Source organism: Stenotrophomonas sp. Iso1, assembly GCF_027497995.1.
GTDB lineage: Bacteria > Pseudomonadota > Gammaproteobacteria > Xanthomonadales > Xanthomonadaceae > Stenotrophomonas.
The window spans coordinates 92,889-110,176 of the sequence record NZ_JAODBT010000001.1 but is presented as its reverse complement, the minus strand read 5'-3'; the positions used below and the strand labels follow the sequence as shown (position 1 = coordinate 110,176).

At 63.9% G+C, this 17,288-nt stretch carries 13 protein-coding genes; 1 reads left to right on the top strand and 12 read right to left on the bottom strand.

What is annotated here, in order from left to right; genetic code table 11:
• Positions 1–100: 100 nt before the first annotated feature.
• A complete protein-coding gene (locus PAN08_RS00410; RefSeq protein ID WP_269789584.1) occupies positions 101–3,010 on the bottom strand; it encodes a TonB-dependent receptor in 2,910 nt (969 codons plus the stop codon).
• 232 nt (positions 3,011–3,242) lie between these two features.
• Here PAN08_RS00410 and PAN08_RS00405 point away from each other — a divergent pair, with 232 nt between their 5' ends.
• A complete protein-coding gene (locus PAN08_RS00405) occupies positions 3,243–3,602 on the top strand; it encodes a hypothetical protein (RefSeq protein WP_269789583.1) in 360 nt (119 codons plus the stop codon).
• Positions 3,603–3,710: 108 nt separating this feature from the next.
• Here the strand turns inward: PAN08_RS00405 and PAN08_RS00400 are convergent, their stop codons facing one another.
• The 11 genes from PAN08_RS00400 to PAN08_RS00350 form a co-directional block, all read right to left on the bottom strand.
• Positions 3,711–5,522, bottom strand: a complete 1,812-nt coding sequence (locus PAN08_RS00400; RefSeq protein WP_269789582.1) for a DUF885 family protein — start codon at positions 5,520–5,522, stop codon at positions 3,711–3,713.
• 25 nt (positions 5,523–5,547) lie between these two features.
• Entirely contained in the window at positions 5,548–7,866 is a 2,319-nt protein-coding gene (locus PAN08_RS00395; RefSeq protein WP_269789581.1) for a S9 family peptidase, read from the bottom strand.
• Between the two features lie 45 nt (positions 7,867–7,911).
• Positions 7,912–9,486: an APC family permease gene (locus tag PAN08_RS00390; RefSeq protein ID WP_269789580.1), complete on the bottom strand. Its 1,575-nt coding sequence runs from the start codon at positions 9,484–9,486 to the stop codon at positions 7,912–7,914.
• A 17-nt stretch (positions 9,487–9,503) separates the two neighbouring features.
• Positions 9,504–9,710, bottom strand: a complete 207-nt coding sequence (locus PAN08_RS00385; RefSeq protein WP_269789579.1) for a hypothetical protein — start codon at positions 9,708–9,710, stop codon at positions 9,504–9,506.
• 188 nt (positions 9,711–9,898) lie between these two features.
• Positions 9,899–11,125: a Xaa-Pro peptidase family protein gene (locus PAN08_RS00380; RefSeq protein ID WP_269789578.1), complete on the bottom strand. Its 1,227-nt coding sequence runs from the start codon at positions 11,123–11,125 to the stop codon at positions 9,899–9,901.
• Positions 11,122–12,717, bottom strand: coding sequence for an aldehyde dehydrogenase (NADP(+)) (locus PAN08_RS00375; protein ID WP_269789577.1), 1,596 nt, complete (start codon positions 12,715–12,717; stop codon positions 11,122–11,124). The genes PAN08_RS00380 and PAN08_RS00375 overlap by 4 nt, the downstream gene beginning before the upstream one ends.
• A gap of 2 nt (positions 12,718–12,719) precedes the next feature.
• Positions 12,720–13,622, bottom strand: coding sequence for a dihydrodipicolinate synthase family protein (locus tag PAN08_RS00370; protein WP_269789576.1), 903 nt, complete (start codon positions 13,620–13,622; stop codon positions 12,720–12,722).
• The gene (locus PAN08_RS00365; RefSeq protein WP_269789575.1) at positions 13,619–14,926 is read right to left on the bottom strand and encodes an FAD-dependent oxidoreductase; all 1,308 of its coding nucleotides are present in this window, start codon (positions 14,924–14,926) and stop codon (positions 13,619–13,621) included. Before PAN08_RS00365 ends, PAN08_RS00370 begins: the two co-directional genes overlap by 4 nt.
• A complete protein-coding gene (locus PAN08_RS00360; protein ID WP_269789574.1) occupies positions 14,919–15,167 on the bottom strand; it encodes a (2Fe-2S)-binding protein in 249 nt (82 codons plus the stop codon). The genes PAN08_RS00365 and PAN08_RS00360 overlap by 8 nt, the downstream gene beginning before the upstream one ends.
• On the bottom strand, positions 15,164–16,270 hold the full coding sequence (locus tag PAN08_RS00355; RefSeq protein WP_269789573.1) for an FAD-dependent oxidoreductase: 1,107 nt from the start codon (positions 16,268–16,270) through the stop codon (positions 15,164–15,166). Before PAN08_RS00355 ends, PAN08_RS00360 begins: the two co-directional genes overlap by 4 nt.
• Before the next feature lies 1 nt (position 16,271).
• Positions 16,272–17,216 carry a proline racemase family protein gene (locus tag PAN08_RS00350; RefSeq protein ID WP_269789572.1) on the bottom strand — a complete coding sequence of 315 codons (945 nt, stop codon included), beginning with the start codon at positions 17,214–17,216 and terminating at the stop codon, positions 16,272–16,274.
• Positions 17,217–17,288: the final 72 nt, after the last annotated feature.

Genomic DNA, 17,288 nt, shown 5'->3' with positions numbered 1-17,288 from the left:
TTGCCGCGCGAAGCGCTTCCCGAAGCCCTGCTGCGGGAAGCGCTGTTTGGTATGTGATGGCAGTGGTACCGCGCCGTGGATGCGACGCGGTACCCGCCGGTCAGAACTTCACGCGGATGCCAGCGTTGTAACGCCGGCCGAGCACGTCGTAGACGCCGACATCGGTGTTGGCATCACCGGCAAGTCCGGTGCCGAGGATCGGCGGCTGCTTGTCGAACAGGTTGTCGATACCGGCAAAGAACTGGACGTGGTCGTTGAAGTCGAACGTCGCGTTGCTGTCGAAGTACCACACGCGCGGTGCCTTGTTGACCGCAGCAGTCAGGCCCGGGCGCAGGTTGAAGCTGTCGATCATGCGGCTCTGTACCCGTACTGACAGCGGCCCACTCTTGTAGCCGGCCGTCAGGTTGAGCTTGAAGTCCGGGATCATGATCGCGCCGGTACCGCCGCCGCAGCCGCCGCCCATGTAGCCGGCACAGTCCAGCTCGGGCTGGTTGCTGAGCACCTGCATGGAGCGTTCAAACAACCAGCTGGTGAGCAGGGTCAGCGATACATTGCCGTCGTTGCCACCGATGCCCCACGGCACGCTGAAGCGGTAGTCGGTCTGGAAGTCCAGGCCGCGCGCCTTGAGCTTGCCCACGTTCTGCAGGGTGGAGCGCACATCGTCGATCTGGCCATTGGGCAGGCGGATGATGGAGCGGCAGGTGGTGGAGTTGGGATCGAGCTGGCTGAAGCAGTCGGCCAGCATCTGGTTGGCACTCAGGCTGGTGATCGCGTCTTCCACTTCCACCTGGAAGTAATCCACCGCGAAGTTGAGCCCTTCCACTGCCGGGATGTTGAACACCGCACCGACGGTGAAGGTATTGGACTTCTCCTCGGTGAGGTTCGGATTGCCGCCGGTGGTGCGTTCAAAGCCGACCGAGCCCTGCGAGAAGTTCGGCAGGTCCGCTGCCGGCACGCCCTGCTGGATGCACAGCTGCTGCTGTGCCGCGCTGGGGTTGGCCGATGCGGTGCAGGGATCAACACCGGCGGTAAAGCCGCGTGACTGCGGTGAGTACAGCTCGTTCAACGACGGCGCGCGGATGGCGACGTTGTAGGCACTGCGGAAACGCATCCAATCTGTCGGCGCCCATTCCAGGCCGATCTTCCAGGTGTTGACGCCACCAATGGTCGAGTAATCCGAATAGCGCGCCGCACCTTCGATGGCCAGGCTCTCTGCAAAACGCGCACCACTGAGCAGCGGCACCCGGAATTCGGTGAACAGTTCACGCACGCTGTACTCGCCAGACATCGGCGTCTGCGACACCGCACCGTACTCGCCGGCCACATCCATCGGGCTGGGCTGGAAGGCGTACTCGTCCTTGCGGTATTCGGCACCGAAGGCCATTGCCACTGAACCGGCCGGCAGGTCGAACAACGAACCGCTCAGGCTTGCCCCCACCACCGTGCGATCAAAGGTTTCGGTATGCGCACGCTGCGGCGTGAGGAACGCCGCCGAACCGGCGCTGATCGAACCCAGGCCGAAGATACTGGCCGGCACGCAGCCACTGGCCTGATTGACGCAGACCAGGTTGCCGGCGCCATCCACAGTGGCATTGAGCGCCTGCGCCAACCGCGCCTGGTTGATCATGTTGTTCTGGGTGGTATCGGTGCGGGTGTGCTGTTCCTGCACGAAGGCATCCCAACGCCACCAGTGGTCCCCTCCCATCTCAAAATCGCCGCGCAGGCCACCGACCAGATTGCGACTGGTGCGGTCATACGTGTAATAGCGCGGGCCAAGTTCGTCAGCACGACGACCGGCACCAATGATGCTGGCCGTGCCATCACCATCCGGGTCAAAGATGTGTGCGTTGTCGGCAAAGAACTGCCGCACGGCCGGCAGCAGCACCGGATTGTTGGCGAAGTTGGGAACCAGCAACGTCGAGGAACCCGCACCCGGCGTTACCGGCGTGAACGAATCCGGTGCCTGCTGATAGCGGTTGGCCGAATCGGAGTAGTACACCTCGGCATACGCTTCGACGGCATCGTTGACCTTGTAGTTGGCCAGCGCCGTCACCTGGGTGCGCTCCAGCGGGCGTTGCAGGTAATTCAAGTCCGCGTAGTTGTAGGCATCCTGCGGGTTGCAGTACGGCAGTGGTGTGCCGTTGTCACCGAAGCGGATGCCCGTCATGGCACTGCAGTCGCCACCGGCGTTGAGGTTCACACCCACCAGCGAGCCGAGCTGGCTGCCACTCAACCCAATACGCGTCCCGGGAATGGAGCCCGAACCACCGGGCACCAGCTTGCCGTCCACTGTATCCAGCGGCACCTTGGAAAAATCACGCGCGCCCTGCAGCACCGGATCGCGATCGGTACGGCTGATCGAGATCACCGCATTGCCGCGGTCATCGGCAAAGTTACCGCCCAGGGTGATGTCGTACTTGTCGAAGGCCCCATCGCCTTCCGAGGTCTGCCCGTGGGTGTACGCCGCTTCGATGCCGCTGAAGTTGCGGCGCATGATGAAGTTGACGGCACCGGCAATGGCGTCGGAGCCATACACGGCTGACGCGCCGCCGGTGACGATTTCCACGTTCTCGATGAGCGCGTCGGGGATGGTGGCAAGGTCCACCACGCCGTCGGAGTTGGCCGGCATGAAGCGGCGACCATTGACTAGCGTCAGCGTGCGGTTGGCACCGAGCCCGCGCAGGTTGGCGGTCAACACACCCGAGCCACCCCCGTTGTTGACGCTGGAGGTATTGCCGGCAGCCAGCTGCGGGAACTCGTTGAGTACAGATTCGATGGTGGCACTGCCGGAGGCCTGGATATCCTCGCGGGTGACCATGGTGGTCGGGCTGGGGGCATCCAGGTCGGTGCGCATCAAGCGCGAGCCGGTCACCATCACGGCATCCAGGCTGACGGCGTCTTTGGAATCGGCACTCTGTGCGAACGCCGGTGCAACCAGTAAGGGACTTCCCCACAGTGCGAACGCCAACCCAACGGCGAGCTTGCCTGCTTGTGGAAGTGGCCGGTGCATTACAGAAGTGCGCGTTCTGCGACAGCGTGCAGAAGTGGATACGACTGTCATGGTCTCTCTCCCGTGACAAATTGGCTGAATGGTCTCGCACGTGGCGAGGACAAAGTTCAGGTCGTCATGCTGCCGACTGCGTTGTTGCCACCAATCCCTTGATCAAAGTGCAAGTCGACAGGTGTTACGTCCCTGTCATGCAGTCTGTTTGCTGGCACCTGCAAAGGTCTTGTGGTTCTTGATGGAATCGGATGCAGATATCCGCACAAATCCATTTCGTTTGATGATGAATGCACGGCAGCTTCTCAAACCGCTGAAATACCAGCGCGCAGAAAGTTGCAGAAATCGCGCTGAGAAGCACGTCGTGGCATCCCTGCTTTGCCGCGTTGCATCGTATTTGCGCGGTGGTGTTTGTGTGTTTTCCACTTTCAAGCACGTCGCAATCCGCACAACGACAACGTCGGTGCTTCAGATGATCCGGCGCACGGCACTTGTTCTGGCCGTGGCACTCACCCGCTTCTCTTCATGGCTAACAGGCGGTGGCGAAACCAACGCTGCGCGAAGCGAAGGGCAGGTTGAGGCGATGTCTGTTGTGTGTTGATTTGCGCGTCGCGAAAGACGTGGACATGCGACGCATACCTGGCGTCAGCAAGCGCATTCCGCGGCATCCACTGGCTGCCTGTTCCAACAGGCAGCCAGTGGGCCAGCATCACTCTTCGGCGGTGGTGCGTGTTGCCGCCTTGCGCTCCGCCACGAAGGTCCTTACTTCCGACTCCAACACCGGCAACGGCACCGAGCCCAGGTTGAGAATGGTGTCGTGGAACGGGCGTTGATCGAACTTCGGCCCCAGCTCACGCTCGGCCTCGCTGCGCAGGTCGCGCATCGTTTTGTAACCCAGGTAGTACGCCGTGGCTTGGCCCGGCCAGGCAATGTAGCGGTCAATCTCGGTGACGATGTCATGGTGTGCCAACGCAGTGTTGGCAGCGAGGTAGTCGATGGCCTGCTGGCGGGTCCAACCGTACTCGTGCAGACCGGTATCGATCACCAGGCGTGCAGCGCGCCACATCTCAAACGTCAGCCGCCCGAAGTCGTCATACGGCGTCTCGTAGATGCCCATCAGCGTGCCGAGCCATTCGGTGTACAAGCCCCAGCCTTCGCCATAACCCGAGAAGTACGTCTGTTGGCGGAAGTCCGGTCGCGCCGGGGCTTCCAACGCCAATGCCGCCTGGAAGCTGTGGCCCGGGGCGCACTCATGCACCACCAACGCCGGCAGGTTGTACAACGGCCGCGACGGCAGGTCGTAGGTGTTGAACAAGCACGAATCCAGACCACCGCGGCCCGAGGTGTAGATCGGCGCTACTTCGTCCGGCACCGGCAGGATGGTGAAGCGGTAACGCGGCAACGTACCGACGACGTTCTTCAACTCGCCATCGACCTTCTTGGAAATCCACGCGGTATACGACAGCAGTTCCTTCGGCGTCTTTGCATAGAACTGCGGATCGGTACGCAGGAACTGCAGGAACTCCGGGAAGCTGCCCTTGAAGCCGGACTTGGCCATCACCTCGCGCATTTCGGCATTGATGCGTGCCACTTCGGCCAGGCCGATGTCATGCACCTGCTTGGCCGTCATGTCACGGGTGACGAACTCGCGGATCTGGGTTTTGTAGAACTCGCGGCCATTGGGCAGGTCGCTGGCACCGGTGGTGGTGCGCGCACGCACCAGGTACTGCCCGCGCATGAAGGTGAGCAGGTTGGCATAGGCCGGCACCACGTTGTCCAGCACCGCCTTGCGCCCTTGCTCGCGCAACTGACTGCGGACCGGCTCGGGGATCGAGCTGGGAATGCGGTCGAAGGTGGCCAGGTACGGGTTTTCGGCATCGGTCTTCGTGTAAGGCACGATGGTGGTGTCACGCCCTTCCACCGACGAGCGCGGCACGCTCCAGCCACGCGACAACCCCGCATCCATGTTGGCGATGTTCTCGCCGAAGTAGCGCGGAATGTCGTTGAGGCGGCCAATGAAACGGCGCCAGTCGGCTTCGTTCTGATACGGCTGGCGCGGGTTGAGCCCAGCCCAGAAGAACGTATCGCTGTTGAACGGCGCCTCGTAGGTCTTCCACACCGCTCCGTTGTACAAACCTTCCACGGTGGTGCGGAACACCGCTTCGTTGATCTTCTCTTCGCGCGACAGCTGTGCCGCAGGGATTGCATCGAGCTGCTTGAGCACCTGTGCCCAATACTCACCACGGCGTTGCCACGTCTGCGCGGTCACCGACGGCATATGTGCGGCGGATTGCCAGCGGCCGTCGATCTTTTCGCGTGCGAACTCCTTCTGTCGCCAATCCCACTCGGTGTTGTACAGCTCACGCAGACGTGCTTCGGTGGCATTGGCCGGCGGTGCGAGCGCCGGCTTCTGTTCCTGCGACTGGGCCATGACGGCGGGCGACATCGTCAAGCCGACGGCGATGGAAAGCGAGAGGGCCAGGATGGAGAGTTTCTGGCGGGTAGGACGTGCGACAGACATGGTGAACCTCCGGCGGTTGCAGTACCTATTTGGCATGGGTGTCCGTCATCGTGTTCCAGGCTGGCGTTTGCCGGGCCTGGAGATGGCGAACGAAGAAATCAAATTGACGTCGATGTGCGTAGTCGATCGGCCCGGTGGAACGTCCGACGGTGTGCTCACCGCCCGGGATGTTGAGCAGGTCGAAATCCTTTCCTGCGCGGACCAGCGCATCGACCACCTGCATGGTCGAGGCCGGGTCCACATTGCTGTCCTGCTCGCCGACGATCAGCAGCAGGTCGCCCTGCAGGCGGTGGGCGTTGTCCACACCCGAGGCACGGGCGTAACTGTCATCCACCGGCCAGCCCATCCACTGTTCATTCCAGCTGATCTTGTCCATGCGGTTGTCGTAGCAGCCGTTCCACGCCACACCGGCGCGGTAGAACTCCGGATGGAACAGCAGCGCGCCAAGCGTGCTCTGGCCGCCTGCCGAAGCGCCGTAGATGCCGACGCGGGAAATGTCATAGGACGGATCACGCGCGGCCTGCGCACGGTGCCAGGCGATGCGGTCGGGGAAACCGGAGTCGCCCAGGTTCTTCCATGCCACGTCATGAAATGCCTTGGAGCGATTGGACGTGCCCATGCCGTCGATCTGCACGACGATGAAGCCCAGGTCGGCCAGCGCCTGCATGCCGATCACCTTGTCGCCACCGCTGTGATACCCGAACGGCCAGAACGTCTTGGGCACGAACGCATCGTGCGGGCCGGCGTAGATGTTCTCGACCACCGGGTAGCGCTTGGCTGGGTCGTAATCACGCGGCCGCACGATCAGGCCCCAGATATCCGTCTGGCCATCACGGCCCTTGGCCACGAAACTCTCCGGTGCACGCCATCCCGCCGCGCGCAGCGCATCGATGTTGCCCTGTTCCAGTTGCCGCACCAGGCTGCCGTCTGCGCGGCGCAGTTCCATCACCGGCGGCATGTCCACCCGCGAATACACATCCACGTAGGACTGCCCATCCGGCGACGGCGAGACATCGTGATCGGCATCGGCATGGGTCAAGCGCACCGGCTCACCGCCCTCCATATCCACACGGAATACCTGACGGAAATACGGGTCACGCCCCGCATCCATGCCGCTGGCACTGAACCAGACCTGGCGACGCACCTCATCGACCTTCAACACCTCGCGCACCACCCAGTCGCCACGGGTGAGTTGGCGCAGCAGCTTGCCGGTGGTGCCGTCGTACAAGTAGAGATGACGCCAGCCATCACGCTCGGACAGCCATAGCAGCTGCCGGCCATCGTCGATCTCGTGCCGGTACGGGCGCCATGCATCCACAAAGGTGCGGCTGTCTTCGTTGGCAACCACGCGCGCTTGCGCATCGCTGCTGGACACCTCGATCAGGCGCACGCGCTGATGCCCACGCTGCACGTAATCGAATGCGAAGCCACGCCCGCCCGCGCGCCAGCGCAACGCAGACAACTGGTACGGATTGGCGAACAGCGCATCATCCACCTGCCTCACCCGGCCACTGGCTACGTCCGCCAGGAACGGTTGTTCGATGTCCACCGCATCACCCGGCTTGGGATACAGCTGCAACTGCACGCGGGGTTGCCCGCCACCGTCCGGCGCGGTTTCCACCCGTGTGACCAGCCGTGCATCACCCGGTTTGACGCGATAGAACGCAAGGTGCAGCGAATCCGGCGACCAGACGATGCTCTCCGGGTCGTAAAAGTCGGCCTGTTGGCCGTCGCGAGTCAGCGCTCGCACACTGCCATCGGCCACGCGCCGCAGCACCAGATCATGGCCCTGCGCGAAGGCTTCCCACTGCCCATCGGGCGAACGGCGCGGCGTGTTGTCCGCCGCTACGCGCAGGTCGCGCACCACACCAAAGCCACGCGGCCGCTCAGCTGACGCGGCGACGCGTTCGCAGCGGTACGCCTGCAGATCACAGCGCAACGGCTTTCCCGCGACCTGCAGAAGGGCATACGGCACGCCCGCCACTACTTCGTGGGCATAGTCCTCAAAGGGCAGACGCAAGGCCTGCTGTGGCGCGCCTGTGGCGGCCTCAAGGGCACTGGCCAGGCGTTGATGATCGAACGCGGCGGCACTGCGGCCCTGGGCCGCATCAAACCGCTGGAAGCGGAAGCCACCATCAACGGTCTTTCGGTAGTGGAAGCTTCCATCGTCATGCCAGCGCGCCGGCCAGGCGACATCACGGGTGAGCCCGATCCACTGCTCCCTCAAGCCCAGCGAACGCTCCATGTCAGCCGCCAGCGGCGCGGCGCTGGCAGTGGTGGAGAAGATGAGGGCGGCAATCGCAACGAGCGTTCTCAACGGGTACTCCTGAGTGTTCAATGGCATCAACGCAGACCGTTGCCGGCAGCTGGGCCGGCAACGGTGGGGGAATCAGTCTTCGTCTTCGTCCTCAGCAAGGTTCAACTCGTGCGCGCGCAAGCCGCTGCGGGCGGCCCACTCGTAGATACCGAGCGCGATCACCGCCACGATCAGGGAATCCCACGGATGGGTAATGGCGCCGATGCCGCCAAAGGTGCCCAACCACGACACCGTCATGACCAGTACGTAGAAGACGATCAACCACAGCGAGCACTGCACCTGACGCAACAGGCGCTGACGGCCTTCGGCAGAGGGCAGCTTGTAGATCACATAGGCAACGAACATCACCACCTGCAGGCCCAGCAACCACGACAACACCTGCCAACGCGACCAATAGACGATCAGTGCCGCCACGATGAAGGACACCGGGCCAAGCACGGCAAACGCGCGCACCTTGAACGGACGCACCAGCCCCGGTGCACTGCGACGCAACGCGGCAACCGTCACCGGCGCCACCGCGTAGCTCAACACCAATGCCGCCGAGACCACGCCGATGAGCTTTTCCCATGACGGGAACGGCAGCGTCCAGAACAGCGACAGGCCGAAACTGGCCCACAGCGCGCGGCGCGGGATGCCGGACTTGGCATCGATTTTGGTCAGCGATTTCAGGAAGCCACCGCTGCGTGCCCAGCCGTAGATCACACGCGGCGTGGCGTTCATGTAGATGTTGCCGGTGCCGCTGGGCGACACCACGGCATCGGCCACCACCAGGAATGCCAACCAGCCCAGGCCCAGCGCCAGCGCGATGTCGCGGTACGGCAGCGAGTACAGCTTGTCGATGCCTGCCCAGCCACCGGCCAGCTGTTCGGTGGGAATCGCGCCCAGGAACGAAATCTGCAGCAGCACGTAGATCACCGTGGACAGCGCGATGGAAAGAATCAGCGCGATGGGAATGGTCTTTTGTGGATTGCGCACTTCACTGGCCACCGACACGATCGGCGTCAGCCCAAGATAGGCAAAGATGATGCCGCCGGTGGAGATGGCCAGCTGCACGCCGGCCGAGCCGTTTGGTGCGAACCCCTGCACGTACATGTTGGCGCTGTTGAAGTGCGTCAGCAGCAGGACAATCACCAGCAACGGCACCATGAACTTGAAGATGCTCACGATATTGTTGGCGATGGCGAAGCTTTTGACGCTGAAGTAGTTGAGCAGGAAGTACAGCACCAGCAGGACGAACTGCACGACCCAGCCGAGCAGGCTGGGGTCACTGCTGCCGGGCACGTTGAGGCTGGGAAACCAGGCCGCTGCGTACTGTCGGCTGGCCACCGCTTCAATCGCGATGAGGCTGGAGAACGCAATCAGCGTGATGAAGCCGGTCAATGAGCCCAACAGCGGCCCGTGCGAGAACTCCGGGTAGCGCACCACGCCACCTGCACGCGGCAACGCCGCGCCCAGCTCGCAATACACCAGGCCCAGCAGGAACACGGCAAATCCACCGAACACCCAGGACAGGATGCCGGCCGGCCCGGCCATCGCCGAGACGTGGCTGGCGGCGAACAGCCAACCGGAACCGAATATCGAACCGAGCCCGATGAAGGTGAGGTCGGTCAGGGTGAGACTCTTTTTGAACTTGCCTTGTGAAGCCATGGATCACCTGCTGGTAATTAAGACTCTTCGGCGAAGCGGGGGGACTTCGTGCGGGGTACTACCTCGGTTGCTGCGGGTGTTGGCGTGGGTGTGATTTGTGCTGTGGCTTTTGCTGTGGCTTTTGCTGTGGCTTTTTTCTGTTGCTGTTGCTGTTGCTGTGGTTGTTGCTGTTGCCGTGGCGATTTCTGTCGTTGCTGTTGTCGTTGCTGTTGCTGTTGCTTCATCCCTTCTCCCGCTTGCGGGAGAAGGTGCCCGCAGGGCGGATGAGGGGAAGCGCGCAGCGTGCTTTGGCTTTGGCTTTGGCTTTTGCTTCTCGAACTACGTCCTCTTCGGCACGCAAAGGCAGACTTCAGCTCTGCTGCTTCGTTCCTCCCCTCACCCCAACCCCTCTCCCGCGTGCGGGGGAGGGGCTTCATGCATTGCTTGCTTCTGCGAACGGCACATCAATCGCCACCGATGGCGGCGTGAACCACTGCGCGCCGTCTTCGGTGACATGGAAATGATCTTCAAGACGAACACCAAAGCGCCCCGGCACCACAATCATCGGTTCGTTGCTGGCGCACATGCCCTGCCTCAACGCTGTGCGGTTGCCACGCACGATGTAAGGCGCTTCGTGAATGGCCATCCCGCAGCCATGGCCGGTGCGATGCGGCAAGCCCGGCAGCCGGTAGTCAGGGCCAAGCCCTGCGGCTTCCAACACCTTGCGCGCGGCAGCATCCACGTCTTCGCAGGCCACACCGGGACGGACCACATCGAATGCCGCCTGCTGCGCAGCTTTCTCCAGCTCCCAGATGCGGCGCTGATCGTCGTCGGCCGCACCAAAGATCCAGGTGCGGGTGATGTCCGAGTGGTACCCCTGCACGGTACAGCCGGTGTCGATCAGTACCAACTCGCCTTCGCGCAGGTGCTGCACGCCCGGTATGCCATGCGGGAACGCGGTCGCATGGCCGAACTGTGCGATGCAGAACGTCGAACCATTGTCCGCACCCAATGCACGGTGTGCTTCATCGATGAAACGGATCAGCGTATCGGTGCCGATGCCTTCATGGGCGATGCCGGCGGCCAGCCGCTGCACGAACAGCGTCATGTCGCAGGCCTGCTGCATCAACGCCAGTTCCGCCGGTGACTTGCACATGCGGCAACCATCAATGATGGCGGTGGCATCGGTGATGCGCGCGCCGTCCAGGTGCCGGGCCAAGCCGGTATGGATCACGAAGGCAGCGCCCGGGTCCAACGCCAGCGTGCCGGCACCACGCTCACGCAGCACCTGCGCCACCAGCGCATGCGGATCTTCATGCTCTTCCCACAAGCGCTTGCTCACGGGAATGCGCAGCACCGCGTCCAGCGAACCTTCCTCGAACACCGGGCAGATCATCACCGGATCACCCGTGCGGGTAATCAGCAATGCCACCAGGCGCTCGGTTGCGCCCCACGGCACACCTGCGAAATAGCGCAGCGACGTACCGGCACTGACCAGCACGGCGTCCACGCCCTGCGCCTGCATCAGCGCACGGGCCTGCTCGATGCGTTGTTGATGCTCAGCGGCGGCGATGGGTGCCGCCTGCACCTCCCAGCGCCGCAGCTGCGAGCGCGCCTGCTCCAGCGTCAGGTGGCCGATCTGCGTACCTGTCGTGCTCATTCCGCACCACCCACATCGGCGGTGGTCCATTGCCCGTCCACCTGTCGCCATACACGCGACGGATTGGCGTCACGCAGCACCGGTGGCAACAGTGCATCCGGCACGTTGTCGTAACTGTGCAGGCCGGTGAAGCGACGGATCGCACCGGGCATGCCTACCGATGTGAAACCCGGATGGCTGGTGGCCGGGTACGGCCCACCATGATTCTGTGCCGGGCTGACCGCCACGCCGGTGGGCATGCGATCAAAGATCAGGCGGCCCACACGCGGACGCAGCAGCGGCATCAATGCCGAGGCAGTCGCATCGTCACTGCCATCGGCGGCGCGATACAGCGTGGCGGTGAGGTTGCCCTCAAACGCGCGGGCGATGGCCTGCGCCTGCATCGGGTTGCTGCTGCGTACCACCAGGCTGACCGGGCCGAATGCTTCGACCTGCAGTGCCTGTGGATCCTGCAGGAAGCGATCACCATCGACTTCCAACAACTGTGGCTGCACCCAACTGCCATCGCGTTGTGGGTCCGGCTTGCCGGCACAGCGCGATGCACCGGCATCGATCAACGACTGGATCGCCGCAGTGAGGTGCTGCTTGCCATCAGCGGAGAACAACACCAGCGGCGACGCACCGTCGAAGCGCTTGCAGGCTTCGGCCATGAACTGGTCGCCCGCAGCATTGCGCGGCACCACCAGCAGGCCGGGGTTGGTGCAGAACTGGCCGCTGCCCATCGTGCAGGACGCGAAGAACTCCTGCGCCAGGCCGTTGCCGCGTTCGGCCAAGGCACCGTCAAGTAGGAACACCGGATTGATGCTGGACATCTCGGCGTAGAACGGCACGCCAGCCTTGTCCGCCATGGCCTTCAGCGTGAGCCCACCGGCACGGCCGCCAGTGAAGCCAACACCGCCAATGGCCGGGTTGCCGACCAGCAGCTCACTGGCCGACGGTTCGATCCGATACAGCATCTGGATGGCCGCTGCCGGCAACCCCGCCGCGACCAGCGCTTTGTGTGCGATACGGCCCAGCATCAGGCTGGTGCCGGGATGCAGCGGGTGCACCTTGGCGATCACCGGCGCACGTGCCGCGATGGCCGACGCAAAATCACTGCCAGCAATGGCATTGAAGGCAAACGGAAAATTATTGGGCCCAAACACAACCACCGGCTTGGACAGCGGGCCAAACATGGCGCGCAGCCCGGTGGCGGTGTCGATCACCGGATGTGCCCAGCTCCACTGCCACACCGCACGTGCGGCCTGACGCAGCTGGCCGGTGGTACGCGGCAGTTCGACATCGCGCAGGCGCGGGGTCTTGGGCAGGCCGGTTTCGCGATGGGCGATGTCCACCAACGCATCGGCTTCTGCCTCGATGCCATCGGCATAGGCGTCGAGGAACCCGGCAATGCGTGCGGGATCGGCGGAGGCCATTGCCTCCGCCGCCCCGATCGCTGCAGCCAGTGCCTGCTCCACTTCGCGACGTGAGCTGACCGGATACAGATCTCCGATCGGTTGACCTGTAGACGGGTCGTGCGCTTCCAGTGAACCCACCGGGTCCACCGCGTCGCGCCAAACACCGGCGACAAGGACTGGCTGCAACTTACTCATGATTACAACTCCGGACGGGACTTGATGGCGTCTTCGATGACCTTCAGCGCCGCGTCGCGTTCAGCACCGTCAACGACCAGGCGCGGGGCGCGTACGCGCTCATCGCCCCAGTTGACGCACTGCTGGGTCAGCTTGATCAGCTGCACGAACTTGGGCACGGTATCCAGCCGCAGCAACGGCAGGAACCAGCTGTATAGATCCTTCACTGCGTCATATCCGCCATCACGTGCGCGTTCGAACAACGCCACCGATTCATGCGGGAACGCATTGACCTGGCCGGCGATCCAGCCGGTAACGCCCATTGCGAGGCCTTCGACGATGGCGTCGTCGATACCGGTCATCAGCACCAGGCGGTCGCCGATCAGGGCCTGGATGTCGGCCAGACGACGGATGTCGCCGGACGATTCCTTGATCGCTTCGATCTGCGGCAGGTCGTTGGCCAGCTCGGCAATCTGCGTGGCGGTGAAGTCGGTCTTGTAAGCGATGGGATTGTTGTACAGCAGGATCGGCAACTTGGTCGCCGTGGCGATGGCACGGAAGTGCGCGCTCATCTCCTTCCAATCCGTCGAATACGCGTACGGCGGCAACACCATCAGGCCACGTGCGCCTTCCGCTTCGCAGGCCTTGGCCAGCTGCACGGCTTCCTCGGTGGACAGCGCGCCGATACCCGGGATGACCGGTGCGGTATCGCCCAGCGCCTTGACCAGCGTGCGGACGATGGCGACCTTTTCGTCGAACGAAAGCGTCGCGCTTTCGCCCAGCGATCCCAGCGGCACCACGCCGATGCAGCCGGCCTCGATCTGCCACTTGGCATGCGTGGCGAGGAACGCGTGATCGACTTCGCCATCAGCGGCGAACGGCGTGGTGAGTGCAGGAATGACGCCCTGCCACATGCTCTTGCTCATTTCATGACTCCTGAGGATGAATCCGTTGCCGTGGTGGCGTGCAGCGCTGCCAGCACGTTCAACGGAACGGGGAAAACGGGGGGGCGCAAGCCCGAGCGGGGGAGATTGGCGATTTCGGTGAGGGCCGGGCCGCAGATGCGTCCCTGGCATGGCCCCATGCCACATCGCGTCTTCAACTTGATCTGGCGTGCGTCGTGCATGCCCGCCAGATCGGAAAAACGCACGTCTTCGCAGCGACAGACCAAGGTGTCCGGATCGGCCAGCTGGCGGACCGCATCGCCAAGCGCGAAGTGCGTGCGCAGCAACGTGGCGAAGTGGCGTGCGCGTTGGCGGCGGCGGAAATGCTGCCGCGCCGCCTCCGGTGCATTGGCCGCGACCAGGCCAGCGATGGTTCCTTCCACGGTGGCGCAGTCCACGCCACCGATGCCGCAGGCTTCGCCGGCAGCGAATACATCGGCAACGCTGGTGCGCTGGTACTCGTCTACCGCAACCACGTCATGCCGGCTTTCTGCACGCAGTTCGCACGACAACAGCTGGGCCAGCTCAATGTTGGGTACCAGGCCAAAGCCGCAGGCAAGCTGGTCGCATTCGATGGTTTCCCTGCGCGTCCCACGCTGCAGTTCAACGGCCTGCAGACGCTCGTCGCCGAATGCACGCAGCACATGGCTGTCGCTGTGGTAGGCAACGCCGGTCAACGCGGTGCGTAGCTGCACGGCCTGCAACACCTTGCTGGGCCAGCGCCACAGCGCTGCGGCGAACGCATGCACCTGTTGGCGCGTGGCCTGCTCATGGATGCCGACCACGACAGCGCCATGCCGTTTCAAGGTATAGGCGCTGGCCAGCAACAGTGGGCCGGATCCGGCCACCAATACGCGCTTGCCGCGCATCGGCGCGCCTTGCTTGGCAAGCGCCTGTGCACCACCGGCACCGGTGACGCCGGGCAACGTCCAGCCGGGGAACGGCAACAGCAGTTCGCGTGCACCCGTGGCCAGCACCAAGGCGCCGTAACCCAGCGTGGTCGCGCCACTGTCTCCGTTGAGCAGCAACTGCTTGCCACTGGCTGCCACCACTTCGTGACGCGACAGCAACGTCGCGCCTGCGGCATTGACCTTGTCGCGCAGTGCCAGCGCTGGCGCCGGTGCGCCCAGGCGCACATCGTTGCGCCATATCTGGCCACCGGCCACTGGCTGCGCATCCACGATCACCACGCGCGCGCCTTGCGACGACGCCGCGACCGCTGCCGAAAGGCCTGCCGGGCCCGCGCCGATGACGGCGACATCACAGTTCAAAATGCGCTCAGCCATGGGTGCGTACCTCCATGGCATCGGCCACCGGCAGCAGGCAGGTGCGTTCCTGTGCAATGCCATTGACGGTCGCCCGGCATTCAAAACACACGCCCACGCCGCACAGCGGCGCGCGACGCATGCCGGTGCAGGAGGTGCGTGTAGTGCCGCCCACGTGCGCGATGGCCGCTGCCACGCTGGTGCCGGCAATCACCGCGATCTCGGTGTCATCAATGCGCAGATGCACCATCACCGGCGTCATGCCCATACCAGTGCCCTCGCCGGGTCGTACGGTGCCGGATCAATCGCGGGCGTGTTGCCATCCATCAGATCCAGCAGCAACTGCGCGGTGCCGGTGGACGTGGCCACGCCCAGCCCTTCATGGCCGGTGGCAACCCAGATGCCACGCCAACCCGGCATGGCACCGATGTACGGCCGGCCATCTGCCGTGCAAGGACGCTGGCCTGTCCACACGCGGATGGCTTTCAGCGGCGCCAATGCCGGCAGGTAACGGAAGGTGCGTTCAAGCATCCGCTGCAGCACGGCAGGATTGATCCCGCCGTCCCGCTGCCCATGCTCGCGCGAGGAACCCAGCAGCAGCTGGCCGGTCGGCCGTGGCTGCACATTGAAGGCCACACTGACGGCGTCATTGCCGTGCGCGCTGTCGGCGTAGCCCAGCTCCAGCACCTGGTGATTAAGCATGCCGGGGTAGCGATCGGTGATGACCAGATGGCCGCGACGCTGGTGCATCGGCAGTTCGGGCAACAACGTGGTGCTGGCGTTGCCGGCAGCCACCACCACCGTGCCGGAGAGCAGACTGCCGTCGTCCAGTTCCACACCATCCGCACGCAGGCGAACCACACGCCGGCCCTGGAACAGGCTTGCACCACCGGCAACGGCTCGCTGCACCAGCCAATCGCAGATGCGCGGCGGATACACCACGGCCTCGTCCGGTACCAACATGCCGCCGAGCAGATCACCGGCCAAGGCCGGCTCCAGCTGCCGCAGGCCCACGGCGTCTACCGCTTCGGTACGAATGCCGGCCTGCGCCAGACGCTCGCGCTTGGCCGGTACCGCCTGCATTTCGTGTTCTGTCGCCGCCACCCACAACGTGCCGCAGCGGCTGAATTCGGCGTCGGCGATGTCTTTGTACTGTTCCCACAACGCCAACGAATAACGGCTCAACGCCAGCTCGGCCGGATCGTCGTCCATCGTCACCAGGTGGCCCATCGACGCAGCGGTCACGCCACCGCCGACCACATCGGGTTCGATGATGGCGACCTTGCGGCCACCGGCGGTCGCAAGGTGCGCGCATTGCGCACCAACGATTCCGGCTCCGACGACGATGAGGTCGAACTGGCGCATGTCAGGGACGTGCCCCGCCGATGCCCCATGCCAACGGATCACTTTCTTCGATCAGGATCTGCGCGGTACCCGTGATCCACGCCTGCCCGATGATGGTGGGCATGACGCCGCGCGCTCCCTTGCGATAGCGGCCTTCAAAGGCGCTGCCAAGGATGCCCTGCTGCACCCAGCGCTCACCCTCGGCCAGTTCCCCGTCGGCAGCCAGGCAGGCGATCTTGGCACTGGTGCCGGTACCGCAGGGCGAGCGGTCGTACGCGCCACCCGGGCACATCACGAAGTTGCGTGCGCCCGAACCATCCGGTGCATCGCCACTGATTTCGACGTGGTCGATGACACCGCCGTTCTCACCACGGATGCCACTCACTTCCAGCGCCTGCTGCACCGCGATGGTGTAGTTGCTCAGTTCATTGCGATGGGCAATATCCAGCGGTGCAGGCGTCTGCTTGGTGATGAAGAACCAGTTGCCGCCCCATGCGATGTCGCCCTTGACCTTGCCGATGCCGGGCACATCCACTTCGGCGTGGGCAGCGAAGCGATAGCTCTCAACGTTGTCGATGGATACCTTGCCGTCGGCATGCAGGGTGACACCCACCACGCCGACTGGCGTCTCGATCAGGTGCTCGCCCGGCTGGATGCGGCCCACATGCGCCAGGGTCCGGGTCAGGCCGATGGTGCCGTGCCCGCACATGCCCAGATAGCCGACATTGTTGAAGAAGATCACGCCCGCACAGCAGCGCGGATCGGTGGGTTCCAGCAACAGCGCGCCGACCATCGTGTCCGAACCACGTGGCTCACAGGCGATGGCACTGCGCCAATGGTCATAGCGGTCGCGGAAGGTTTCGCGGCGTTGTGCAAGGCTTCCCTGGCCCAGGTCCGGGAAGCCCGACATGACGACTCGCGTGGGCTCGCCCGCAGTGTGTGAGTCAATGACGTGGATGGTCTTCATGGGGCTCATCTTCGTCCTCGCATGCAAGTACACGCTAGGACAGACTCCCCAACACGAATGCGGAAATATGCA

Excerpts from the sequence above, each read along its gene's own strand:
- PAN08_RS00410 (WP_269789584.1), bottom strand. The coding sequence starts at position 3,010 with ATGCACCGGCCACTTCCACAAGCAGGCAAGCTCGCCGTTGGGTTGGCG.
- PAN08_RS00405 (WP_269789583.1), top strand. The coding sequence starts at position 3,243 with ATGGAATCGGATGCAGATATCCGCACAAATCCATTTCGTTTGATGATG.
- PAN08_RS00400 (WP_269789582.1), bottom strand. The coding sequence starts at position 5,522 with ATGTCTGTCGCACGTCCTACCCGCCAGAAACTCTCCATCCTGGCCCTC.
- PAN08_RS00395 (WP_269789581.1), bottom strand. The coding sequence starts at position 7,866 with ATGCCATTGAACACTCAGGAGTACCCGTTGAGAACGCTCGTTGCGATT.
- PAN08_RS00390 (WP_269789580.1), bottom strand. The coding sequence starts at position 9,486 with ATGGCTTCACAAGGCAAGTTCAAAAAGAGTCTCACCCTGACCGACCTC.
- PAN08_RS00385 (WP_269789579.1), bottom strand. The coding sequence starts at position 9,710 with ATGAAGCAACAGCAACAGCAACGACAACAGCAACGACAGAAATCGCCA.
- PAN08_RS00380 (WP_269789578.1), bottom strand. The coding sequence starts at position 11,125 with ATGAGCACGACAGGTACGCAGATCGGCCACCTGACGCTGGAGCAGGCG.
- PAN08_RS00375 (WP_269789577.1), bottom strand. The coding sequence starts at position 12,717 with ATGAGTAAGTTGCAGCCAGTCCTTGTCGCCGGTGTTTGGCGCGACGCG.
- PAN08_RS00370 (WP_269789576.1), bottom strand. The coding sequence starts at position 13,622 with ATGAGCAAGAGCATGTGGCAGGGCGTCATTCCTGCACTCACCACGCCG.
- PAN08_RS00365 (WP_269789575.1), bottom strand. The coding sequence starts at position 14,926 with ATGGCTGAGCGCATTTTGAACTGTGATGTCGCCGTCATCGGCGCGGGC.
- PAN08_RS00360 (WP_269789574.1), bottom strand. The coding sequence starts at position 15,167 with ATGACGCCGGTGATGGTGCATCTGCGCATTGATGACACCGAGATCGCG.
- PAN08_RS00355 (WP_269789573.1), bottom strand. The coding sequence starts at position 16,270 with ATGCGCCAGTTCGACCTCATCGTCGTCGGAGCCGGAATCGTTGGTGCG.
- PAN08_RS00350 (WP_269789572.1), bottom strand. The coding sequence starts at position 17,216 with ATGAAGACCATCCACGTCATTGACTCACACACTGCGGGCGAGCCCACG.